Origin of the sequence: Nodosilinea nodulosa PCC 7104, from assembly GCF_000309385.1 — a bacterium.
GTDB lineage: Bacteria > Cyanobacteriota > Cyanobacteriia > Phormidesmidales > Phormidesmidaceae > Nodosilinea > Nodosilinea nodulosa.
The window spans coordinates 5,901,392-5,923,578 of record NZ_JH976537.1 but is presented as its reverse complement, the minus strand read 5'-3'; the positions used below and the strand labels follow the sequence as shown (position 1 = coordinate 5,923,578).

General features: G+C 57.7%; 18 protein-coding genes and 1 pseudogene. 15 read left to right on the top strand and 4 right to left on the bottom strand.

Annotated features, from left to right (window positions below; all coding sequences use genetic code 11):
• Positions 1-138: 138 nt before the first annotated feature.
• The gene (locus tag LEPTO7104_RS0127490) at positions 139-2,739 is read right to left on the bottom strand and encodes a trans-splicing intein-formed DNA polymerase III subunit alpha N-terminal partner DnaE-N (protein WP_017301805.1); all 2,601 of its coding nucleotides are present in this window, start codon (positions 2,737-2,739) and stop codon (positions 139-141) included.
• A 388-nt stretch (positions 2,740-3,127) separates the two neighbouring features.
• Here LEPTO7104_RS0127490 and LEPTO7104_RS0127485 point away from each other — a divergent pair, with 388 nt between their 5' ends.
• Positions 3,128-4,165, top strand: coding sequence for a hypothetical protein (locus tag LEPTO7104_RS0127485; protein ID WP_017301804.1), 1,038 nt, complete (start codon positions 3,128-3,130; stop codon positions 4,163-4,165).
• 7 nt (positions 4,166-4,172) lie between these two features.
• Here LEPTO7104_RS0127485 and LEPTO7104_RS0127480 read toward each other — a convergent pair whose 3' ends face one another.
• Complete coding sequence (locus LEPTO7104_RS0127480) at positions 4,173-5,456, bottom strand: HD domain-containing protein (RefSeq protein WP_017301803.1); 1,284 nt, start codon at positions 5,454-5,456, stop codon at positions 4,173-4,175.
• A gap of 20 nt (positions 5,457-5,476) precedes the next feature.
• The gene (gene ctpA, locus LEPTO7104_RS0127475) at positions 5,477-6,718 is read right to left on the bottom strand and encodes a carboxyl-terminal processing protease CtpA (RefSeq protein ID WP_017301802.1); all 1,242 of its coding nucleotides are present in this window, start codon (positions 6,716-6,718) and stop codon (positions 5,477-5,479) included.
• 565 nt (positions 6,719-7,283) lie between these two features.
• Between ctpA and petB the strand changes: the two genes are divergently transcribed.
• From petB to LEPTO7104_RS0127430, 9 genes are all read left to right on the top strand, one after another.
• Positions 7,284-7,952, top strand: a complete 669-nt coding sequence (gene petB, locus LEPTO7104_RS0127470; RefSeq protein ID WP_017301801.1) for a cytochrome b6 — start codon at positions 7,284-7,286, stop codon at positions 7,950-7,952.
• A 136-nt stretch (positions 7,953-8,088) separates the two neighbouring features.
• Positions 8,089-8,571, top strand: coding sequence for a cytochrome b6-f complex subunit IV (gene petD / locus LEPTO7104_RS0127465; RefSeq protein ID WP_017301800.1), 483 nt, complete (start codon positions 8,089-8,091; stop codon positions 8,569-8,571).
• A gap of 133 nt (positions 8,572-8,704) precedes the next feature.
• Entirely contained in the window at positions 8,705-9,160 is a 456-nt protein-coding gene (locus LEPTO7104_RS0127460) for an ATP-binding protein (protein WP_225887060.1), read from the top strand.
• A gap of 59 nt (positions 9,161-9,219) precedes the next feature.
• Positions 9,220-10,416, top strand: coding sequence for a glycosyltransferase (locus LEPTO7104_RS0127455; protein WP_017301798.1), 1,197 nt, complete (start codon positions 9,220-9,222; stop codon positions 10,414-10,416).
• 88 nt (positions 10,417-10,504) lie between these two features.
• Positions 10,505-10,900: a hypothetical protein gene (locus LEPTO7104_RS0127450; RefSeq protein ID WP_017301797.1), complete on the top strand. Its 396-nt coding sequence runs from the start codon at positions 10,505-10,507 to the stop codon at positions 10,898-10,900.
• Positions 10,901-10,996: 96 nt separating this feature from the next.
• Complete coding sequence (gene def, locus LEPTO7104_RS0127445; RefSeq protein ID WP_017301796.1) at positions 10,997-11,566, top strand: peptide deformylase; 570 nt, start codon at positions 10,997-10,999, stop codon at positions 11,564-11,566.
• Between the two features lie 74 nt (positions 11,567-11,640).
• Entirely contained in the window at positions 11,641-11,838 is a 198-nt protein-coding gene (locus tag LEPTO7104_RS0127440; protein WP_017301795.1) for a hypothetical protein, read from the top strand.
• Between the two features lie 11 nt (positions 11,839-11,849).
• Positions 11,850-12,743 (top strand): M23 family metallopeptidase, encoded by an 894-nt coding sequence (locus LEPTO7104_RS0127435; RefSeq protein ID WP_051158638.1) that lies wholly within the window; start codon positions 11,850-11,852, stop codon positions 12,741-12,743.
• Positions 12,744-12,827: 84 nt separating this feature from the next.
• On the top strand, positions 12,828-13,619 hold the full coding sequence (locus LEPTO7104_RS0127430; protein ID WP_017301793.1) for a peroxiredoxin-like family protein: 792 nt from the start codon (positions 12,828-12,830) through the stop codon (positions 13,617-13,619).
• A gap of 229 nt (positions 13,620-13,848) precedes the next feature.
• On the opposite strand, the gene LEPTO7104_RS0127425 is transcribed toward LEPTO7104_RS0127430, so the two are convergent.
• Positions 13,849-14,838 (bottom strand): IS110 family RNA-guided transposase, encoded by a 990-nt coding sequence (locus tag LEPTO7104_RS0127425; protein ID WP_017301792.1) that lies wholly within the window; start codon positions 14,836-14,838, stop codon positions 13,849-13,851.
• A gap of 1,084 nt (positions 14,839-15,922) precedes the next feature.
• Here LEPTO7104_RS0127425 and LEPTO7104_RS35630 point away from each other — a divergent pair.
• The 5 genes and pseudogenes from LEPTO7104_RS35630 (at position 15,923) to LEPTO7104_RS0127395 (ending at position 22,170) form a co-directional block, all read left to right on the top strand.
• Positions 15,923-17,839: a PAS domain S-box protein gene (locus LEPTO7104_RS35630; RefSeq protein ID WP_017301791.1), complete on the top strand. Its 1,917-nt coding sequence runs from the start codon at positions 15,923-15,925 to the stop codon at positions 17,837-17,839.
• 52 nt (positions 17,840-17,891) lie between these two features.
• Positions 17,892-19,004 carry an IS630 family transposase gene (locus tag LEPTO7104_RS0127415; RefSeq protein ID WP_017301790.1) on the top strand — a complete coding sequence of 371 codons (1,113 nt, stop codon included), beginning with the start codon at positions 17,892-17,894 and terminating at the stop codon, positions 19,002-19,004.
• A 193-nt stretch (positions 19,005-19,197) separates the two neighbouring features.
• Positions 19,198-19,842 (top strand): annotated as a pseudogene (locus LEPTO7104_RS0127410) (sensor histidine kinase); the annotation flags it as partial.
• 316 nt (positions 19,843-20,158) lie between these two features.
• Positions 20,159-21,246, top strand: a protein-coding gene (locus tag LEPTO7104_RS0127400; RefSeq protein WP_422879839.1) for an ISKra4 family transposase whose coding sequence is annotated in 2 segments (ribosomal slippage) — positions 20,159-20,321 and positions 20,321-21,246 — 1,089 coding nt in all. Because the reading frame shifts where the segments join, the coding sequence is not laid out codon by codon here.
• A gap of 180 nt (positions 21,247-21,426) precedes the next feature.
• A complete protein-coding gene (locus LEPTO7104_RS0127395; protein WP_017301787.1) occupies positions 21,427-22,170 on the top strand; it encodes a 3-oxoacyl-ACP reductase family protein in 744 nt (247 codons plus the stop codon).
• Positions 22,171-22,187 lie beyond the last annotated feature (17 nt).

The following is a 22,187-nucleotide window of genomic DNA, read 5'->3' as shown; positions in this document are numbered from 1 at the left end:
AATCTAGCAATATATGTTTTGCTTGTGTTTGATTCAGCTATCTTCTCCTATCTTTTAATCCTGATTGACACAAGGATTATCAATGATAATGCACCGATCTTTGCTGGAGTGTTTTTGCCAAAATTGACCTTGCCTTTTCTACGCGCTGCGCAGCACCTGCGGCCAGGGTGCTTCCACCTGCTTCAACTCTAGCCCGCGCTGAAAGATTTCGTCGATCGCCATCATCTCTCCCAACTCGGTCATAAACTGGTGGTCGGCGGTGGCGCGAATGGTGGTGCCGTCGTCGAGCTGGTATTCAAACACCTCCTGGTGTCCGCGCTGGTGCCACTGGGCCACGGGCTGGGTGTACACGTAGCCACTCTCATCCACACTAAACACGTGGCAGGGTATGCGCTTTGCCACAATTTCGCCAATGGTCAACGGGCCGTATTCCAGCGTCAGCAGTTCGGTGTCGGCGCTGAGGCAGTATTCGGCGAACTTCACCATCTGGTCCCAGAGTTCTTCGGCCACCTTTTTGGCGACGCCTTTTTGCATGGCACCGTTGACGAAGTTTTCCTGGTGCTTGAGCATTTCCGACATTTTCTTTTTGCCCATGGCCCGCCGCAGCAGGTCGGCCTGGCCGAGGGAGTAGCCGCCCATATCCTGGGCGATTTTCATGATCTGCTCCTGGTAGACCATGATGCCGTAGGTTTCGCTCAAAATCGGCTTGAGGATTTCGTCGGCAAAGTCGATTTTTTCGCGCCCGTGCTTGCGGTTGATGAATTTGGGAATCAGCCCCGCATCTAGCGGCCCCGGTCGGTAGAGGGCCAGCACGGAGGAGATGTCTTCCAAGCCGGAGGGCTTGAGGTCGCGCACGATCTGGCGCATGCCGGAGGACTCCAGCTGGAAGACGCCGCCCAGGTCGCCGCGCTCCAGCAGCTTGTAGGTGGCGGGGTCATCCATGGGCAGGTCGTCGGGGTCGATTTTGGTGCCGTGGGTGGCCTCGATCAGATCCAGGGTTTTCTGGATCATGGTCAGGTTGCGCAGGCCCAAAAAGTCCATTTTTAAGAGGCCCAGGGCTTCGACGTCTTCCATGTAGTACTGGGTGATCACCTGGCCGTCGTTGTTGCGCTGCAGGGGCACAATTTCATCCAGCGGGTCTTTCGAAATCACTACCCCGGCGGCGTGCATGCCGAAGGTTTTGTTGGTGCCCTCAATGCGCAGGGCCATGTCGATCCAGCGCTGGGTCTGGGGATCGTTGTCGTACTTTTCTTTGAATTCGGGGGCGGGGGTGTCGTCGGAGATCATCACCTTGAGCTTGGTGGGCTTGCCCCGCGCGACGGGAATCAGCTTGGCCATTCGGTCCGACTCGGCGTAGGGGATGTCCAGCACCCGGGCCACATCTTTGAGCACCGCCTTGGAGGTCATGCGGTTGAAGGTGATGATCTGGGCGACGCGCTCTTCGCCGTAGCGGCGGGTGACGTACTGAATCACCTCCTCCCGGCGATCGATGCAGAAGTCGGTGTCAATATCCGGCATCGACTTGCGCTCGGGGTTCAAGAAGCGCTCGAACAGCAGGCCGTGGTGGATGGGGTCGATGTTGGTGATTTCCATGGCGTAGGCCACCAGGGAACCCGCCGCTGAGCCGCGACCGGGGCCGACGGGAATGTTGTTGTCGCGGGCAAAGCGGATATAGTCCCACACGACGAGAAAGTAGGTGGGGAAGCCCATCTGGATCATCATCTCGATTTCGTATTCGAGGCGATCGCGGTACTCCTGCTCAATCTCCCCGTAGCTGGCCACTTTCATCCGCTTGACCAGCCCTTCCCTGGCCACGTGGCCCATATAGGCCCCGGCGTCTTCGTTGAATTCTGGCGGAATAGGGAAGTCGGGAATGCGCGACTGGCCCAGGATGCCGGTGTACTCTTCAACTTTTTCGGCGACCTCCAGGGTGTTAGCGATCGATTCTTCGATCACATCTTCAGGAATGTGATCGCGAAACAGCCGCCGCATCTCGTCGGCAGATTTAACATACTCGGTGCCGCTGTAGCGCAGGCGTTTATCTTCGGTCAGCAGCTTGCCGGTCTGAATGCAGAGCAGCGCGTCGTGGGCCTCGACATCGTTGCAGGAGATGTAGTGGGAATCGTTGGTGCAGATCACCTTGATGTCGAGTTCTTGGGCGATCTTGAGAATTTCCACGTTCACCACCCGGTCTTCGGGGGAGCCATGGTCCTGAATCTCCAGGTAGTAGTCTTCACCGAAGAGATCCTTGTACCACTGGGCCACCTTGCGGGCCACATCAGGCCGCTTCTGCAGGATGGCCTGGGGCACCTCGCCCCCTAAACAGGCGCTGGTGACGATCAGCCCTTCGTGGTACTGCTCTAGCAGGTCTTTGTTAATGCAGGGGCGCGAGAAAATGCCCTTGCCCTGCACGCCTTGCAGGTGCGAGATGGTGGTGAGCTTGACCAGGTTCTTGTAGCCCTGGGTATTTTTGGCCAAAACGACTTGATGATAGCGGGGGCGGCGCTGCTGCTGCGAAATGTCGCCGTTGATCAGGTACATCTCGTTGCCGATAATCGGCTTGATGCCCGCCCCCTTGCACACCTTGATCAGCTCGATCGCGCCGTACATCACCCCGTGGTCGGTGAGGGCGATCGCGGGCATGCCCAGCTCCTTGGCCCGCTCCACCAGCTGGGGCAGCTGACTGGCCCCGTCGAGCAGGCTGTAGGCACTGTGGATATGGAGACCAACGAAGGACATGGCGCAGCGGCTCTATTAGTACAATTTTACTGTCCTGGGCCTCATTTTTGCCAGGTCAACCCGGGCCAGGGCGCCCAAGCTGACCCCTAGGTTAACGGATCTTGGGCTGATCTATGAACCTACATCTAGCGATTTTTCAGATCTACAGAATTTAAAACCCCCACATGTAGAGGTCAGGGCGGGTTAGCGTCTAGCCTGCCAGGCCACTCTGTGTCAATATGCCCTCACTGGTCTGCGCCGAACGAAACCCAGACCCGGGCTGCTCGGTCACCCACGACTTCGGCCCAGAACCTGCCCCCGCCCCAGGCCGCAGGAAAACCCGGGCCAATTCAGCGCCAGGGGTGCTTTAGATCAGCAACAACAGCACGTCGGGAGAATAGCCTTGACCATGCCAGGGTTGTACCAAAAAAACAGAGGATACTGGCTGGCGCTGCTGTTGCTAATCGCTGCCGGGCTGCTCGTGCACATGAGCTTCTGGTCTATCCCCGCCGAAGATTTGATGGGCGAGGATATTTACTACGTTTGGCTGGAAGGCAAACGAATTATCGCCGGGGAAAACCCCTACGCCAGGGTTTTGGCTAGCGACATGCGGGTTAACGATAAGTACGCGACCTATTTTCCCCTGGCCTATCTCGCCTCGGCGCTGGTGCAAATACTGGGCCTGCCAGATTTCTTGCAGTGGCTTTACCTGTGGCGACCCCTCTCGTTTCTCTTTCACATGGGCATAGTAGCCCTGGTTTTGCATTATTTCTACCGGCGGGGTCTGGGGCTGCTGGGCTTTGCCGCCGCCGCTATTCTCCTGCTGGGGCGCTGGAGCATTTATATTGTTCGGGTTCACCACCTGGAATTTGCGGCCATCTTTTTTTTGCTGCTTTCGCTAGTGCTCCTGCGGGCAAAACCCAGGCTGTCGCTGCTGGCTTTTAGCCTGTCCCTGGGAATCAAGCAAATCGCCATCTTTTTGCTGCCCCTTTACCTGATCTATCTCTGGACCAATGGGGACAAAGATGCACGCCTAAAAAATTTGGCATGGGGGTTTTTAATTATTGTGAGCATTCCGGTGTTAACCTCACTGCCGTTCCTGGTTTGGAACGCTGAAGGATTCTTTAAGTCAATCCTTTTTTCGGCCACCCGATGGGGAAGTTCGCACATTGACGGCGCCCCTTCCTTTGATGTGATGTTTTCTCAGCAGTTGCCGTGGATGGTGGGGTTAAAAGCTAAACTGCTAATGCTGTCGCTAATGGGGCTCATTTACCTGAGTTTTTGGCGGGAAAAGGTGAGTCTTTTAGTCGCCTCCGCCATGGTAATGATGGTGTTTCTCTACTTCAATTCGGTGCTGTTTTTGCAGTATTTTCTGTGGCCCCTCAGCCTGACGCTGCTGGCCCTGGTGGAGCTGGTGCCGCCGCTGCCCCGGCCGGGTCGAGGGTAGGTTGTGCCTACACCATTTCTGCGGCGGTGGAACCGTAGCTGGCCCAGGTCTGCCACAGCCAGGGGTGAATGTCGCGCGGGTAGAGCAGCCAGGTGCGCTCGAAGGGCTGGCTGAGGGTCTGCACCAGCGGCGACAGGTCTTTAATGTCGACAAAGGCGTTGTCGCTGTGCAGGCAAATGCCCTCGTTGTAGGTGGTGTAGCCCCGGCTCCAGGTGCGGCGCAGGCCGCTGTACTGTTCGCTGCTGTAGCCCTGCTGGTCCAGGTGGGTGCGCACGGTGCGCAGCAGGTCGCTCTGCTGCTCCGCCGACAGCCGCGTTACTTCCAGGGTTTTGAGCAGGTCGCGATCGAGGAAGCGGCGGCACAGGTCGGCCAGCAGTGGGTCGGGGCTGTGCCGCCACCGCTGGAGATGGTAGGTGAAGACAATGTCGTCCCCGGCCAGGTAGGTTTCCAGCGGCAGGGGGCGATCGGGGGCGAGCAGCCAGGCAGTCACCGTCGGATCGGCCTCCAGCTTGCCCGCTTGCAGGTCGGCGCGGGCGCGCTCAAAGGCGCGCTCCAGCAGCCAGGTAACGGAAATATTTTTGGGGTGGTTGTACACCTGCACATACATAAAGTGGCGCACCACCAGGTAGTGCTCGATCGCAGACAGACCCTTGTGGGCCACCACCAGCCGACCGCTAGCTGGCTCAAACCGCAGCGCCATCAGAATGCGGTCTAAATCGAGCTGACCGTAGCTAGCGCCGGTAAAGTAGCTGTCGCGCAGCAGGTAGTCGAGGCGATCGCAGTCGAGCTGGCTACTCACCAGCTGCCACACCAGCGCGACGGGGTGCTGATGGGTGTAGACCTGATCCACCGCTGCCGCCAGCCCCGCCGCCCTTGCCTCTAGGGCGTCGTGAATCTCCGGCAGCTCGCGAATGATGGTGCGGGTCCAGTGCTCGTGCTGGAGGCCAAACACCTCTTCAGCGGTGTGGCTAAACGGGCCGTGGCCAATGTCGTGGAGCAGGGCGGCCACCAGCACCGTAGCCCGGTGGGGGGCCAGTTCGGGGTAGCGGCGCTGGAGCTGGTCAAAGGCGCGACGGGCGATCGCCATCACCCCCAGCGAGTGGGTAAAGCGCGAGCTTTCCGCGCCGTGAAAGGTGAGGCTGGCGGGGCCAAGCTGGCGAATTCGCCGCAGCCGCTGAAAAGCTGGGGTATCAATTAGCTGGGTCAGCAGCGCCTCGTCGGGGTCGCTGGCGTGCAGGGTAATTGCGCCGTGGAGGGGGTCGTGGTACGAGCGGCTGGCCTTAAGGTACATGGCTTTGCAGAGGTGCTGGGTTAAGGCGCACTGGCCAGGACCGGGGCTTTGCTGAGCATCTCCAGGGCGGCCTGGTACTGGGGGTCGGCCTCGGTAGCCACGGTGTCGCGGTTGAGGGGCACGCTGGCAACCATGCGATCGGGCTTAATGCCCAGCTTGTTGATGTCGTGGTGGGCCGGGGTTTCGTACTTGGCCACGGTCACCGCCAGCCCCGCCCCATCCGACAGGTCAAACAGCGACTGAATCAGCCCCTTGCCAAAGGTGGTGCTGCCCACCAGGGTAGCGCGGCCATTGTCTTGCAGCGCCCCGGCCAAAATTTCGCTGGCGCTGGCGGTGCCTTCGTTGACCAGCACCACCAGGGGCGCGTCGGTGATGGCCTGACCAAAGGCCTCAAAGCTGTCTAAAATGCCCTGGCGGTTGACGGTGTAGACAATGGTGCCCTGGGGCAGCCACAGCCGAGCAATTTCAATCCCGGCCTGGAGCAGGCCGCCGGGGTTGTTGCGCAGATCCAGCAGGTACCCCTCCGCCCCCTGGTCGGCCAGATCGCGAATGGCGGTGGCTAACTTCTCCACGGCATTGCCGTTGAACTGGCTCAGCCGCAGGTATCCGACCCGCTGCCCGGTCGATGTGGTTTTTAGGGCCGACACCACGGGGTTGAGGGTGATGACATCGCGGGTGAGCAAGACCTGGCGAGAGGCCGTTTCGTCGGGGCGACGGAGTTGCAGAGTGACCATCGTGCCCCGCTGCCCCCGCATCCGAGCCGCCGCCTCATCCAGGGTCAGATCGGTGGTGGCCGTACCGTCGATTTCAAGCACCACGTCCTGGGGCTGAATGCCGGCCTGCTCCGCCGGAGACCCTTCGATCGGGGCAATTACCCGCAGCCAGCCGGGGTGCTCGTCTTTAGAAATTTGCAGCCCCACCCCGGTCAGCTCGCCAGCGGTGCTGGTTTGCAGACTGCGGTACTGGTTGGGAGGCAGCAGCCGGGTGTAGGGATCATCCAGCCCCGCCAGCATGTCCTGAATTGCCTGGTAGGTATCTTCGCGGCTGGCCAGGGAGCGCTCCAGGGCTCGCTGGCGAGTAAACCACCAGTTTTGGTGGTTGAAGGTCTCATCGACGTAGGCTCGATTGACAATGCGCCATACCTCTGCCACCAGGTTTTGCTCGTTGGTAAGGGCCAGGGCCGGACCGGCTGACACGCCGCCGACCGCCAGCCCAATCAGACACAGGCAGAGAATACTGAGACGCAATAGGGGTCTGAACATACAAGCAGAGCAAAGGCAGGCGGTGGTACTGAGCGGAGAGGGCGATCGCGCCGAAACGGGTCACGCCAGGATAACTAATCTTCGACCATTACCCTTAGGTTTGACTGCAATCCAGCTGCATTCAAGAATGGGCGATATACACAGCCGTGCGGCATCGGCTTCACATTAGTTTATTCTGACCATTTTTTGCCAATTGCACCCAACCGGCACCAGGCATGCCCGTTGGCCGGTAGCCCCCCCTGCCGCAGCGGCCGACCCTTCACCCAATTGCCCCAGGGCATGCCCGACCAGCGCCAGGGTCTCGCCTCACCGCAGCAGCGCTGTCAAATTGTAACGAAATGTTGCAAGCCGCCCAAGGATTCTCATCTATATCTTTAGGAACTTTGGTGGCCAGGGAGGTTGATTTCTGCCCTAAAAGTCCGATTTTCTTCCATCCCGAAGGCGGGGAAGATGGCAGTAGGTCCCCCAGGCCTTAGAATCTATAGCAGAGAATTTAGCGCAGCCATTACGGCTATGTTACATTTTTCATTGACGGCATTTATTGATATATAGAGTTACCCGCTTCATGTTTACCAAGCAAGTTACTGACTCTAAGACCTTCCAATGGTTTAACGAGCGGCTTGAGATTCAGGCTCTGGCCGACGACATCTCCAGCAAGTACGTGCCGCCCCACGTCAATATTTTCTATTGCCTGGGCGGCATTACCCTGACCTGCTTCCTGATCCAGTTCGCCACTGGGTTTGCGATGACCTTTTACTACAAGCCGACGGTCACTGAAGCCTTCAGTTCTGTGCAGTACCTGATGACCGACGTCAACTTCGGCTGGCTGATTCGCTCCATCCACCGCTGGTCGGCCAGCATGATGGTGCTGATGATGATTCTCCACGTGTTTCGGGTTTATCTCACCGGCGGCTTTAAGAAGCCCCGCGAGCTAACCTGGGTGACCGGCGTGGTGCTGGCGGTGATCACCGTTACCTTCGGCGTGACCGGCTACTCTCTCCCCTGGGATCAGGTGGGCTACTGGGCCGTGAAGATTGTGTCTGGGGTGCCCGGTGCTATTCCGGTCGTGGGTTCCACCGTGGTCGAGCTGATGCGCGGCGGCGAGGCCGTTGGGCAATCAACCCTGACCCGCTTCTACAGCCTGCACACCTTCGTTCTGCCCTGGGCGATCGCGGTGTTCATGCTGCTACACTTCCTGATGATTCGCAAGCAGGGCATCTCTGGCCCGCTCTAAAGATTCCTTGGGAGCGTGCCTTTAGGAAGGCAAGACTGGGGGGCATGACGTTTGGTTTCTGCTGGACCAATTGCCCTAGCTGGATGGTTTAAACTTTGGGCCTGGCCCAACTGGCTGTAACAGGAGAAGTTTTTCGATGGCGACCATTAAAAAACCGGATCTGAGTGATCCTAAGTTAAGAGAAATGCTCAAGCAGGGCATGGGCCACAACTACTACGGCGAGCCCGCCTGGCCCAACGACCTGCTCTACATCTTTCCCGTGGTTATTCTGGGCACCATTGCCTGCTGCGTGGGTCTGGCGGTGCTAGATCCCGCTCTGGTGGGTGAACCCGCTGACCCCTTTGCCACCCCGCTAGAAATTTTGCCTGAGTGGTACCTGTATCCCACCTTCCAAATTCTGCGGATTGTGCCCAACAAGCTGCTGGGTATTGGCGCCATGACCGCCATTCCCCTGGGCCTGATGCTGATTCCCTTTATCGAGAGCGTCAACAAGTTTCAGAACCCCTTCCGTCGCCCCGTGGCTACCACCCTGTTTTTGTTTGGCACGGCGGTGACCCTGTGGCTGGGTATCGGGGCTACTTTCCCCATCCAAGAATCGCTGACCCTGGGCCTGTTCTAGGCGGCTAATTCTATTGGTTATGCAAGACCTGCGTAGAACTGTATCGTTTTACGCAGGTCTTTTTGCTGAGGGACTACTCTTTCGCTAAGCTAAATTTAAGGGCGGCTGGTAGGCGTTGATACGGGAGTGAGCTATGGCAATGGCAGATTCCAGGCGGGCGTCTAGACGAGTGCATTTACAGGTCAAAAGCCAGCTCGATGTGGTAGCCCAGGTGCAGCGCTGGTTTCGCGACACCTGTCGTTCGCTGGAGGGGGACTCGGCCTGGGTGGGCAGCCACTGCGATCGCCTCGCCCTGGCCCTGACCGAAGGCTTTACCAACGCGGTGCGCCATGCCCACGCCCACCTGCCCCCAGAAACCGGCATTGATATTGACCTGGCCCTCGACACCGACCAGGTGGAAATTCGGATTTGGGACTACGGCGATCCCTTCAACCCAGAGCTGCTGCCTGAGCCCCAGCCAGGGGAGCTGCTGGAGAGCGGCTACGGCTGGTTTTTGCTGCGCCGTCTGGCAGATAAGGTAACGTACTACCGCTCAAAGGACGGACGCAACTGCCTGTCGATTGTGAAGTATGGCACCTGCCTGCCCTGAGCCTGCCAGAGGGCGAGTGGGTAGCCTAGGGGCAAACTGCCGTTTGATTGCTGCCTGCGATGGGTTCTTCGACTACCAACTTATCTGTCCCCGATCTGGCCAGGTCGTCTGGAATTGACTCAGGGACGGTTACGTTTGTTTTTATCCAAATTTTCTCCTGCGAAGGGGGCATTCAGTCCTATATTAAAGACCTCTTCAAGGCCTACCTGGAACGGCCCTACCCATCGCCTGCGGAGGTCTTTCTGCTGCGGGATGGGGCGGAGGTCGACAATCCCTACGATCTGTCCCCGCTGCGATTTCACTATCTAGATTCGGCCAGCGCCCCCTTGAGCAGGGCCAGGCTAGGGGCGCTGCTGCTGGGGCATTTGTTCAAGCAGCGCCCCGGTCGGGTGGTGTGCGGCCACGTGCTGCTGCTGCCCCTGGTGGCCCCTATCTGCCGCTGGCTCAGGCTGCCCTACAGCGTCGTCACCTACGGCAAGGAGGTGTGGGATCCCCTGCCGCCCCGGCAGCAAACGGCTCTGGCCCGGGCCGATCAGGTGTGGGCGATCAGCCGCTACAGCCGCGATCGCGCCTGCGCCGCCAACGCCCTTGACCCAGATCGAGTTCGCCTGGTTCCCTGCGTGGTGGATGGCGATGTATTTAGCCCCGGCCCCGCCGATCCGAAGCTAGTGGAAGCCTACGGCCTGGCCGGATGCCGGGTGCTGATGACCGTAGCCCGGCTGTGGTCGGGGGATATTTACAAAGGGGTGGATGTGACGATTCGGGCGCTGCCCGCCATTGTCGCCGCCGAGCCCACGGTGAAATATCTGGTGATTGGCCGGGGAGACGATCAGCCCCGGCTGGCTGCCCTGGCTGAGGCGGTGGGGGTGGGCGATCGCGTGGTGTTTGCCGGGTATGTGCCCAACGAGGCGCTGGCGGCCCACTACCGCCTGGCCGATGCCTACGTCATGCCCTCCCAGGAGGGCTTTGGCATTGTCTATCTGGAGGCCATGGCCTGCGGCGTGCCGGTGCTGGCGGGCGATCGCGACGGGTCCGCCGATCCCCTGCAAGATGGTCGCCTGGGCTGGCGAGTCCCCCACCGCGATGCCCAGGCCGTCGCCGCCGCCTGCCTGGAGATGTTGGCGGGCCAAGACCCGCGCTGCCAGGGGGCATGGCTGCGGCAGGAAACCCTGGCGGCCTTTGGCCCCGACGCCCTGGCCCAGCAGCTGCATCAGGCCCTTGGCGGGGGGCTTGGGGAGCTACCCACAACGGGGTAGGGCAGCGGCGTTACAATACAGTGTTAGAGCCAGGGCATTGCCTTTGGGGCAAGCTTGCTCCAGCCTTTGCCGAGTTGAGACAGCCCCCGTGAACCAAAATAACTTCAACCAAATTCGGGTCAATCTATCGGGTCTGGGCTGCTGGCTCACCCTGATCGGCGTCGTCTGGCTGCTGGGGGCCGTGGGCCTGGGCTGGCTGGTGAAGTCGCTGGCGGTGCTGATCGTGCTGCTGCTGGCGGCTCCGGTGCTGGGGTTTATTGGCCTGCGGTTTTGGCTGCGGCGCAATCTGGTGCAGGGGCCTTGCCCGGTGTGCTCCACCGCGCTGACCGGCATTAAAGGCACCGAAACCCGCTGCCTCAGCTGCGGCACGCCGCTACACACCGAAGCCGATGGGTTTACGCGGGTGACCGAGGCGGGCACCATTGACATCACCGCCGTCGATGTCACGGTAGATGCCAAACCCGTTTTACCCGAAGGCGACTGACCTGCCCCTGGTGGGTTATGAGCATCTGCTATGTCGAAGTGAGTCTGTGTTGTTAGGATAGATACCAGAACAAGACATCCCCTGGAACGCATCGCTATGCCCGCCGCCATTCAAGTCGAGAAAACCAAGCTCAAACAGCCGCCCCTGGAGATTCACACCCTGGGCGATCGCGCGTTGCGCCAGCCCGCCAAGCGGGTGGCCAAGGTCGACGATGAGATTCGGTCGCTGGTGCGGGAGATGCTGCAAACCATGTACAGCGCTGATGGCATTGGTTTGGCAGCACCCCAGGTGGCCGTCAACAAGCAGCTGCTGGTGGTCGATGTTGACCCCGAAAATGCCGCCGCCCCGCCCCTGGTGCTGATCAACCCCCAAATCATTAAAATCTCCCAGGAGCTGGCCACTGGTCAGGAGGGCTGCCTCAGCATTCCTGGGGTTTATTTAGACGTGGTGCGCCCCGCTGCCCTGGAGGTGTCCTACAAAGACGAGAACGGGCGGCCCAAAAAACTTCAGGCCAGCGATCTGCTGGCCCGCTGCATTCTGCACGAGATGGACCACCTCACTGGCGTCCTGTTTGTCGATCGCGTGGAGAATGCCCTGGCCCTGAATCAGGAGCTGAAAAAGCACGGCTTTTACGCCAAAGATGTGCAGCCGGTAACGGTCAAATAATTGGTTAAGGCCCCGTGGTATGCTGCCTCGATAGGGCCGCGAACGGCCTGGGCAGACCTTTAGGAGAAACCTCTGTGACCCCCAAGAGTGGCCTTTTTTTGGCTGGTTCCTGCATTGCTGCGATCGCGGCGGTAGGCTCTATCTTTGAGCTATCCTCCGGCAGCCCCGACTGGGGAACAGTACCCACCACCGTGATTTTGGGCCTCTGCGTGCCGCTGGTGGGCGTGCTGTTCTACGCGGCGGTAAAAGACGCCAAGGCCAATCAAGAGTGACGAGCGAAGCCATGGAGCCAAATCAAAATATCCCTTTGCTAACCCGGCGATCGCTGCTGGCGGCGGCGGCGGCAGGCTCAACGGTGGTGCTGCTGGGTCGCCGCCCGGCCCAGGCCTACGACGTCCTGATTGACCCCACCGCCCCCCAGCTGGGCGATACCATCTCGGTGGTTGTCATTCCCAAAGACCCTGGGGCCGCCACCGCCCCCAAAGTAACCGTCAACGACACCACCGAATACCCCACCTTTCCCATCGGCGGCAATCGGTTTCGGGCGCTAATACCCACCAGCCCGCTCGATCCGCCCGGTCGCACGGTCATTCGGGTGATTGGCAGCGAAGACACCCGCAACCTGGCCGTGGGGCTGCGCAGCCGCAATTTTCCCACCCAGCGGATCACGCTGTCGCCTGGGCAGAGCGACCTGGGCACCCAGCAGGAGTTTGACCGCATCGCCGCCTTTAAGCGCACCGTCAGCCCCGAGCAGTACTGGCATGGCCCCATGCAGCGCCCCAGCCAGGGCCGCGTCAGCACCGAGTACGGCGTCCGTCGCTACTACAACGGCGTGTTTGCCCAGGACTACTACCACCGGGGGGTAGACTACGCCGCCCCCGCCGGATCGCCCGTAGCTGCCCCCGCCGCCGGGCGGATTGGTCTGGTGGGGCGGGTGTCGGAAGGGTTTGAGCTAAACGGCAACACCATCGGCGTCGATCACGGCCAGGGGGTGCTCAGCATCATGATTCACCTCAGCCGTATCAACGTAAACGAGGGCGACATGGTGCAGGCAGGCCAAACGATTGGGGCCATCGGCACCACGGGCGCATCCACCGGGCCGCACCTGCACTGGGGGCTGTACGTGCACGAAATTGCAGTGGACCCGGCCCAGTGGCGCAACGGCGGCTTTGGGTAGAGCCGGTGGGTTAGGGCGATCGCCGCTGGAGACCACCGCCCACCATCGCCAGAACAGGTTGACGCGATCGCCAAGGACGATTGAATGAGCCTCTACGACAGCTTTGCTCAGACCCATCGGCAGCGGGTAAGCGATGGCGAAACTGTACCCCTGCTAACAGGCTGCGCAAGTGCGGCTCAAATGTTGGTGCTGGTGTGGCCCCAGCTGGGCGACTTCGACAGCCTGGAATACGCCTGGTGGGTGCAGCGGGATGCCGAGACCCTGCGCCAGCGATCGATTGCCGTGCGGGCGGTGGGCATTGGCGATCGCGCCTCGGGCCAGCGGTTTTGTGCCTACACAGGCTTTCCCGCCGAGCACCTGTTTGTGGATGAAACCGCCGCCCTGCACCGAGAACTGGGTCTGTACGAAGGCTTGACCCTGAATCTGCCGGGGTTGAACCCTCCCCAGACCGCCTGGCTCAATTTGATGCTGATGTGCGCCGGAATCGCCAGCCCAGGCACGCTCCGCGAGGTGCTGCGCGGCTACACAGGCGATCGCCGCGCCCCCCAGCTAATCGACAACGATGACACGGTCAAAGCCGGACCGCTGCTGCCGCTGTCGGGCAAAACCTTTCGCTGGGCCGGGGGCGAAGGGTTTCAGCGCCCCTTCGAACTGGCCACCCTGCGCCTGCGCAACATGACTGAGGTGCTGAGACACTGGGGCACCTACGTGCCCAATGCCGCCTACCTGACCCAGCGAGGGGGCACCTTTTTGTTTGATTCCTCGGGGGCGCTGCTGTACGAACACCGCGATCGCGGCATTCTCGGCTTTGCCGCCACCATGGCTAACCCGCTGGCGTTTTTGGCTGACTGCGCTCCGGTGGCGGAGCGACCCTAGCGATCGATCGCTTAAAACTCAATTGAATTGGCAAGATTAAGTCGGCAAGGCTGTCGGCAGAAACCGCCTATCTAAGAGGAGGTGGGGGAGGTGGGGAGGCACATTCCATTTAGTTTCGTGGGTTACTCAGAAGTGCCACTTGACTTTTGGTGTGAGCATTCTTGCTGGTTGACTGACAAAACCCTTTAAACCCTTATACTGCCGTAGATACTGTTTAAGTCGCTGTAGGTCAAGTGTTCTGAGAGACTAATTTAGCGGAGTCAAATGTTTTCCCGGAAGACAAGACGCCGTAGATGATGCGGATGAGTTTGTGCATAACGGCACCGACGACTTGCATCTTCTGCTTGCCAGCGTCTAGGAGGCGTTGGCGAAAGGCTTGGATTTCAGGGCAATAGCGAATCATCACGAGGGCTGGGAAATAGAGGGCCTTACGCAGACGGGCATGGCCAATCTTGCACAACCGGGTTTTCCCGTGGATAGAGCTACCGGACTGAAACTCTTGGGGGGTAAGCCCGGCAAACGCTGCTAATTGGCGTGCTGAACCAAAGACCTCAATCGAGCCAATCTCGCCGAGCACGGTGAGCGCGGTCTGGGTTCCAATGCCGGTGATGGATTCCAAGAGGGCCTGTTGCTCAGCTAGGCGGTCATGGACTTGAATAAGCTGCTGCAAGCGCTTTTTTAGCGACGTCTCCTGCGCCTCCAGGAACTCAATATGAGCGTCAATATCGGCCCTGAGTTCGTCGTCGTCGCACAGCTCCCGGCGGTTCTTTTCTTGCGTCATCATCTGTTCAAGCGCCTCTAAGCGCCGAGTGAGCCGCTGGAGTGTGGCGACCTCATCAGGGGCGGGGTGCCAGAGCGTCGGTTTGAGATCGCGACAAAAGCGGGCGATGAGACTGGCATCGGCGGCATCATTCTTGGTTCGACTCAGCTGACTTTTGCCATAGCCTTTGATACGGGCTGGATTGACGATACTGACCTGATGGCCCTGGTGGTGCAGATAGCGCGCTAGGGCATGACCGTAGGTGTTGGTGGCTTCCAGGCAGGCGTGGACCTGCTCAATAGCTTGAGCTCTCAGCCACGCCTTGAGCTGGTCGAAACCAGCGGCTGTATTGTCGAATTTGGCTCGTTTCGCGCGATGCCTCTCTTTCAGCAAGGCCACGTCAAACCTGGCTTTGCTAATGTCGATACCTAACGGAACCGCGATCGGGGATGCACTCATCAGCCTACTCCTGTGTTTGTCGTCACCGAGTCACTCTACAAGCGCACTATCCTTGCGGAATCCGGGTTCCTACTAGAGGGTGGCCCAGCATACTGTCCAGGCTGCTTGGGGTGACGGCTTGAGGGGTGGGGAGGCTCTGATGAATCTACGAAGCAAGCTTGGAAGCTTGAGGTTGGGTTCGGAGTCCTCCCCACAACGATAGGCCTTTAGGATAAATCCGAGGGGCGTACCGCTTATATACAAGGTTGGGTTGACGCAGGAAACCCAACAAAACCCTTGCTAGTGTTGGGTTTTCACCCCTGGAGACGCTAGCCCCAAAGGGGCGACGTCGCCAACGCGAACACTTCGATCAACCACAACCTACGGCGGCTACGGCAGCATAAGGGTTTCAGGGGTTTTGTCAGTCAACCAGGTACCAGGCTGTGCATTGTCAGGGATAAGTCAAAATCACCGCAAACCCCGGCAATCTGGCGTCGAGTCATCCCGATGGAACCCCTGAGCGGGCAGTTGCCAGGTGAGGATTGGCAGCATTTTCAAACGGCATACCAGACGCGGCGGCGGCGATTGAGCAAACGCGAGAGTCCCAGGGTAGACCCAAAATAGGCGTCTAGCGATCGGTGCTGATTGCTAGACGCTTTGATCTGCTGTAGGGTAAATAACACACACTGGCATCGGCCCAACGGTGTTCGGACAGGCTCTAGGGGAGATGCTCCGAATCTGGCCAACCGTTTCGCTGACCCATACCCATTGAGCTAAGTGTCTTAAGCGACTGAAGTTCCAGGTTTAACCAATCAGGTTTGATCAATATAGAAGAGAATGCAGGATGTTTTGCTGGGCGCTGAACAATGTTTGCTGAACAAAAAATTTTAATTTTCAGCCAAACTTCGCCCAGCAGGGCCTAAGCCCTTACCTTTCAGGGATTCATTCATCGCACGCTCCAACTAAATACTAAATAACCACAAGGCCTCACATTCACAGGAGCATTGATCCGATGGGGGTGAAACTGAGGAGGAATTCGTTGATCAATGAAATTATTGATCTGCCTAACAAGCTGCCGCTGTGAGTCGTCCTCATTGTACCTCTGATGCTGCTGATGACGGGGGCGGTTGGGGTTGTCGGTTATCTTTCCTTTAGAAATGGCCAGCGGGCGGTCAACCAGGTTGCGAACGAACTGCAAAACGAGATTCTCCATCAGATTAAAGACAAACTGGACGATTATGTCCAGGTGGCTCACAACATCAATCGCCTGAATGCGATCGCCCTGGCCAGGGGAGACATTAACCCGGACAGCGCCGCCGGAGAAACCACGTTCTGGCAGCAAAATCAGATTTTTTCGACGGCGAGTTTCGTCTATTGCGGCAACGAAAAAGGGAACCTGGTGGGCGTGGGCAAAATGACCAATAAGGTCCACCTGCAAACCTGGCTCGTGAATGACTCGACCAACCATATTCCCTACTTTTACGGCCTGGACGAGCAGGGCAACCGCAATGGCGAATTTGACAAAGATGCCAAGCCCTTTGATGCTCGCCTCCGCCCCTGGTACAAAGCGGCAAAGGAGGCTCGTCAGCCCACCTGGAGCCCGATTTATTTAGGATTCACGACCCACTGGCCCGCGATCGCCACCAGTATTCCCGTCTACAATCCCAGTGGTGGAACGTTGATCGGAGCCTGTGGCATTGACTTTTTGCTGCCCCAGGAAATGAGCCAGTTTTTGAAGAGTTTGAATATTGGCAAAACCGGCAGCGCGTTCATCATCGAGCGTTCAGGAACGCTGGTTTCCACCTCCACGGCTGAACCCATTGTCGAAAGTAAAGGCGAAAAGAGCGAGCGGCTGTTGGCCAGTCAAAGCAGTAACTCGACAATTCGAGCAACGGCTGACTTTTTGACCCAGCGCTTTAATGGCTTTGATCAAATTCAAGCGGCGCAGCGGCTGGCGTTTGACATTGACGGGGCGCGGCAGTTTGTGCAGGTTGTGCCCTTCCAGGATCGCTACGGGCTGGACTGGCTGATTGTGATCGTGCTGCCCGAAGCAGACTATTTGGGCCAGATTCAGGCCAACATTCGCGATACGCTGCTGCTGTGCCTTCTGGCGCTAGCGGCGGCGCTAATTTTGAGCGTATTAACGGCTCGCTGGATTACCCGACCCGTGCTGAGCTTGAATCAGTCGGCGAAGGCGATCGCCGATGGTCAGTGGCATCAAACGGTCAACATTAAGCGATCGGATGAACTGGGAGAACTGGCCAACTCCTTTAATCAGATGGCCCAGCAGCTGCAAACGGCCTTCTTCGAATTGCAGTCCTTGAACCAAACCCTGGCGCAAAATGAAACCCGCCTCAAAGCCTTTCTGGAATCGCTGCCCATTGGCATTTCCATTCTGGATGCGGCCGGCCACCCCTACTATGCAAACCGGCGAAGACTTCAGCTAATGGGGGAAACCATCGATCCGACCGCCTCTGCCGATCAGCTGGCCGAACTGTATCACCTGTACCAGGCGGGCACGGATCAGCTTTATCCGAATGAGCAACTGCCCATTGTCCAGGCGCTGAGCGGTAAGCGCGCCCGAGTTGACGATATCGAAATCCGCCAAAACGGTCAAACTATTCCCATTGAAGTCTGGGGCACCCCCATTTTTGACGAGCAGGGGAATGTGGCCTACGCGATCGCCGCCTTCCAGGACATTACCGAGCGTAAACAGGCAGAAAACCTGCTGACCCATTACAACCGCACGCTGGAGCAGCAGGTCGCAGAACGAATGGCCGCCCTGCGGGAAAGCGAAGCCGCCCTGCGGGATGTCTACGACGAGCTTCGCCTGCGAGAACAGGAATTGCGGCTGATCACGGATGCTGTTCCTGTCTGTATTTTCTATACCGATACCGATGAGCGCTATCAGTTTGTCAATCAGGCCTGTGAGGACTGGTTTGGCCTCAGCCGAGATCAGTTTATCGGCAAACACAACCACGAGATTTTAGGTGAAGCGGCCTATCAAACGATTCAGCCGTAAGCTGTTAAGCATCTAAACTACATATTAGGGAGTGTATTTTGGTGAGTTATACATGCCAATCAAGAATTACCTAACGGCCGAAGAGAAACAGGAATTGCAGAAGCAGCTTAAATTTCATGAGCATCCCGACGTTCGTGAGCGTATTCTAATTCTGCTATTGCGAAATGATGGCAGAAAACAGCAAGAGATTGCAGACTTTCTAGGTTGCTCCTTAAGGAAAGTAGCCTATTGGTGTGCCCACGGAAATCCAAGTGACTTAGCCAGTTTAACCGATGAACGAATGCATGGGAATTATCATAAGGCCACCGATCAATATGTCAACTTATTATTGGATGTCATTGAGAAAGAGCCTCAAGAATTGGGGTACGAATTTGGTCGATGGACGGCGGCTCGGCTCGCCACATATTTAGAACAAGAAACCGGGATTCAGCTAAGTGGGAGTCAAGTGAGGAGGATTCTCAAGTCAAAAAAGTACGTTTACCTCTGGGCCAAATATAGCTTAGAGGAGAAGCAAGATCCAGAGAAGCGAAAACTCTTCAAGGCAAAACTGGAGGAGTATTTAAGAATTACTAAAGAATCCCCAGAGAAGCTCCAGGTCTGGTTTTGGGATGAATGTGGCTTTAGTTTGAGAGTGACACGTCGAAAGGATTGGGTCAAGAAAGGGACGCGCAAGAAGGTTTCTGGAATTCGACGGAAAGGACGTATCAATGTGATGGGAGGAATCCGCTATTCGGACAAGAAGCGGTTGGTGGACTTTCTCCCCAAAGGAACCGGTGAAAATTTTTATAAGGTTCTCAAGAACTTTTACGAGGAGGTTATTTATGACTGGGCTGGCGAGGATAGGAGCGTGAGCGAATTTGAGAAAGACGGGCCTAAGGTTGTGATTATTTTAGACAATGCGAGTATTCACAAAAAGGAGGAATTTACAGAGAAGATAAAGTTAGAGATGCCAAATTTAGTTTTGGAGTTTTTACCTGAGTATAGCCCGGACTACAATCTGGTCAAATTGGTTTGGCATTCAGCAAAAGAGTTCATCTCAAATCGTTTATTTAAGTCTATTGAAGATCTCGAGGCTCTTATCAATAAGCTTCTCAATGAAGGAGAACTGGCCATAAATTGGCATCGGAAGGTGAAAAACAAGGGAAGTGCTATTGATGCAATTTAGATGCGCAACAGCTTATATTTACCAGGCCTTGGGCGGGCAGCTCACCACCTATGAGCTAGAACTGCCCTATCCAGCGGACAACAAATACATCAGCGCGACCTACATTCCCGACTTCGACCAAAATAATCGAGTCAAAGGATATTACGGCCTGGTTATCGACATTAGCGAACAGCGAAACGCCGCCCTGCGGGAACAAAAACGCGCGGAGGAAGCGTCGATTCTGAGCGAACGCAACCGCATGGCGCGGGAAATTCACGACACGCTGGCCCAGTCTTTTACCGGCATTTTGCTCCAGATCGGCGCGGCGACCCAGGTGCTCACTGACGACCTAGATGCCACCCAGAGCCATCTAGACATGGTTGAGGAATTGGCTCGAACCGGGCTGGCGGAAGCGCGGCGATCGGTGACCGATCTGCGACCGCAACTATTAGAAGGGGGTAATTTACACAGTGCCCTACACCGTCTGGTGGCGCAGATGAGGGTCACTGTCCATACGACCCTGAAGTATGACCTTAAAGGCACCGCCTACCCCCTGCCCATCGAGGTGGAAAACAACCTGCTGCGAATTGGGCAGGAAGCTTTGACCAATGCCATCAAACACGCCAATGCCAGTGAAATTTGCCTGGAGCTGGTGTATAGAGCCACCCAATGTTGCTTACACATTAAGGATGACGGGTGCGGGTTTGGGGTAGGCAATGTCCCCACTGTTGGCGGGTTTGGCTTGCTGGGCATGAGCGAACGGGCTGAGTTCATTAACGCGCAACTGGTGATTCAAAGCCAGCCAGGTCAGGGGACCGAAATTACTGTGGCGATCAATTGCGATCAAGGTGCCATCTAGGGCGCATCTATGCCAAATTCCAACTTTAGATGGAGTTCGCATTCCCTTTGGGGATGGATCGATCCATCAATCTTTCTAGGGTGCAAAACCCTCAACCTGGAAGGGACGACAAGATTGAGGCTATTGCTTATAGTGAGCCCATATCTTTCACGGCAGCGTTGGGGTTTGCTAGCAAAAAGGAAGGTTGTGCCTGTTATTCAAGCCCATTCTTGGTTGGCCCAATTGCTGGCCCACGCGGCATTTACCGTTGGGAGTGCGTCAACATTTAGCGAGAGAAAAATGAAGATAGTGGGGTAGGTCATCCAGGGCTACCGCTATGACACCTGAACAACACCAACAACTTCAAGGGCACGTCAGTGAGATCGCTAAACTGCTGTATGCCGATGCCCAGACCAAGGGGCTGCCCATGGGCAACCTGAGCGAAATTGAGATGGCCGTCCGCAGCCAACTGCTGCGCCATATCTCGCCAGAGTTGGGGATTTTTTTATCGAAACAGTTGTCGGCCCAGACTCAGGCTACCGACGAGGGCTGAATAGCCTGCTGGGCAAGCTGCGTCTCGGCCCCACCCAAGCCGAGAAACTGGGCGTTAAGCCCGGTATTCAACAGAGTCCGTTGCTGGAGTTGTGTTGCCAGCGGATGAGCGCCAAAGCCTCCTACCAGCAAGCGGCCCGAGATATTGATCTCTTGTGCGGGGTCAGGGTCAGTGCCAAAACTCAAGAGCGCATCGTCAATCGCACGCCTATCGATGCTCCTGAGATCACCGAACCCGTCGCTGAAGTTGACCTGGATGGGGGCCTGGTGCGATTGGTCGGCGACCCCGGTCAGCCCAGCGAATGGAAACAGTACAAAGCCGTTCGAGTCAATGGTGACGGGCCGGGTATGGCGTGGTTCCAGGACAATTCGGCCTTGCTGGACTGGCTGCATCACGTAACCTTCGTCAGTTTGTTCTACTGCTTAGGGGATGGCCATGCTGGGATTTGGTCGCTGTTTGCCCAACTTGACGTGCCCCAGATCGCCGAGGAAATCTTGGATTGGTATCACTTGACTGAGAATTTGCACAAGGTCGGTGGGTCGTTGAAACGCTTGCAGGACGCTGAATCCCTATTGTGGGAGGGGCAAGTTGATAAAACGATTGCCCTATTCGCCCCGGTTAAAACAGGCCCCTCACGGCGCTTTCAGACGTATTTGCAAACCCATCGCAGTCGGGTTCCCAATTATCGGTATTACCAGATGGAGGGACTGCCCATTGGCTCTGGCCCCGTTGAGTCTTGGATTAAGCAGATCGATGAACGGGTGCAGATTACCGGGGCACGATGGAAGCCTGAGCGAGTGCCCCAAATCCTGGCCCTGCGCTGCGCCTATCTCAGCGGCCGCCTTGATTTATTTTCTCCGCTCAAAGTATGACGCACTCCCTTTACCGTTTGCCAATCTTGAAGGTATTGCCCTACGCTACGGCTTTTTCTGTGGCTCTGGCACCTGGTTTCACCTCGATGGCGATGGGGCCCAGCAGGTGCAGCAGCAGTTTCCCATAATTGGTCTAGACGTTTACCGATCTCAAACTAACCCCCACTCCAGGTATTGACCATGACCCACACCCTGAAGACCAAACGCGCCCTGGTTACGGGCGGCAGTCGCGGCATTGGAGCCGCGATCGTCAAGCGACTGGCTGCCGAAGGCGCTGACGTTGCCTTTACCTACGCCAGCTCCCCCGATGCGGCTAAAGCTGTGCTCCAGGCCGCGCAGGATTTTGGCGTGCAGGCGATCGCCATTCAGGCCGACAGCGCCGATGCCAGTGCGGTGGCCGCCGCCGTTGAACAGACCGTCGCCAAGCTAGGGGGTATCGATATCCTCGTCAACAGCGCGGGCGTGCTGGCGATCGCCCCCATCGACGACTTCAAGCTGGAGGACTTCGATCGCACCTTTGCCATCAACGTGCGGGCCGTGTTCGTCGCCACTCAGGCCGCCGTCAAGCACATGCAGTCGGGCGGGCGCATCATCAACATCGGCAGCACCAACGCCGAACGGATGCCTTTTCCGGGCGGCGGCGTCTACGCCATGAGCAAGTCGGCCCTCCAGGGCCTAGTGCAGGGGCTGTCGCGGGATCTAGGCCCGCGCGGCATCACCATCAACAACGTCCAGCCCGGCCCCATCGCCACGGACATGAATCCTGCGGAGGGTGAAATGGCGGAGATGCTCAAAACGCAAATCGCGGTGGCTCGCTACGGCACGGTCGAAGAGGTGGCGGCCATGGTTGCCTATCTGGCGGGGCCTGAATCGGGCTATATCACTGGCGCAAATTTGATGATTGACGGCGGATTTAGCGCGTGACGGTGGTCTGAGGGCAA

Bases quoted from the DNA above. Each gene is read 5' to 3' on its own strand.
- LEPTO7104_RS0127435 (WP_051158638.1), top strand. From the start codon at position 11,850: ATGGAGCCAAATCAAAATATCCCTTTGCTAACCCGGCGATCGCTGCTG.
- LEPTO7104_RS0127480 (WP_017301803.1), bottom strand. From the start codon at position 5,456: ATGTACCTTAAGGCCAGCCGCTCGTACCACGACCCCCTCCACGGCGCA.
- LEPTO7104_RS35630 (WP_017301791.1), top strand. From the start codon at position 15,923: ATGCTGCTGATGACGGGGGCGGTTGGGGTTGTCGGTTATCTTTCCTTT.
- LEPTO7104_RS0127455 (WP_017301798.1), top strand. From the start codon at position 9,220: ATGGGTTCTTCGACTACCAACTTATCTGTCCCCGATCTGGCCAGGTCG.
- LEPTO7104_RS0127395 (WP_017301787.1), top strand. From the start codon at position 21,427: ATGACCCACACCCTGAAGACCAAACGCGCCCTGGTTACGGGCGGCAGT.
- petB (WP_017301801.1), top strand. From the start codon at position 7,284: ATGTTTACCAAGCAAGTTACTGACTCTAAGACCTTCCAATGGTTTAAC.
- LEPTO7104_RS0127490 (WP_017301805.1), bottom strand. From the start codon at position 2,739: ATGTCCTTCGTTGGTCTCCATATCCACAGTGCCTACAGCCTGCTCGAC.
- LEPTO7104_RS0127425 (WP_017301792.1), bottom strand. From the start codon at position 14,838: ATGAGTGCATCCCCGATCGCGGTTCCGTTAGGTATCGACATTAGCAAA.
- LEPTO7104_RS0127460 (WP_225887060.1), top strand. From the start codon at position 8,705: ATGGCAATGGCAGATTCCAGGCGGGCGTCTAGACGAGTGCATTTACAG.
- ctpA (WP_017301802.1), bottom strand. From the start codon at position 6,718: ATGTTCAGACCCCTATTGCGTCTCAGTATTCTCTGCCTGTGTCTGATT.
- def (WP_017301796.1), top strand. From the start codon at position 10,997: ATGCCCGCCGCCATTCAAGTCGAGAAAACCAAGCTCAAACAGCCGCCC.
- LEPTO7104_RS0127485 (WP_017301804.1), top strand. From the start codon at position 3,128: ATGCCAGGGTTGTACCAAAAAAACAGAGGATACTGGCTGGCGCTGCTG.
- LEPTO7104_RS0127430 (WP_017301793.1), top strand. From the start codon at position 12,828: ATGAGCCTCTACGACAGCTTTGCTCAGACCCATCGGCAGCGGGTAAGC.
- LEPTO7104_RS0127415 (WP_017301790.1), top strand. From the start codon at position 17,892: ATGCCAATCAAGAATTACCTAACGGCCGAAGAGAAACAGGAATTGCAG.
- petD (WP_017301800.1), top strand. From the start codon at position 8,089: ATGGCGACCATTAAAAAACCGGATCTGAGTGATCCTAAGTTAAGAGAA.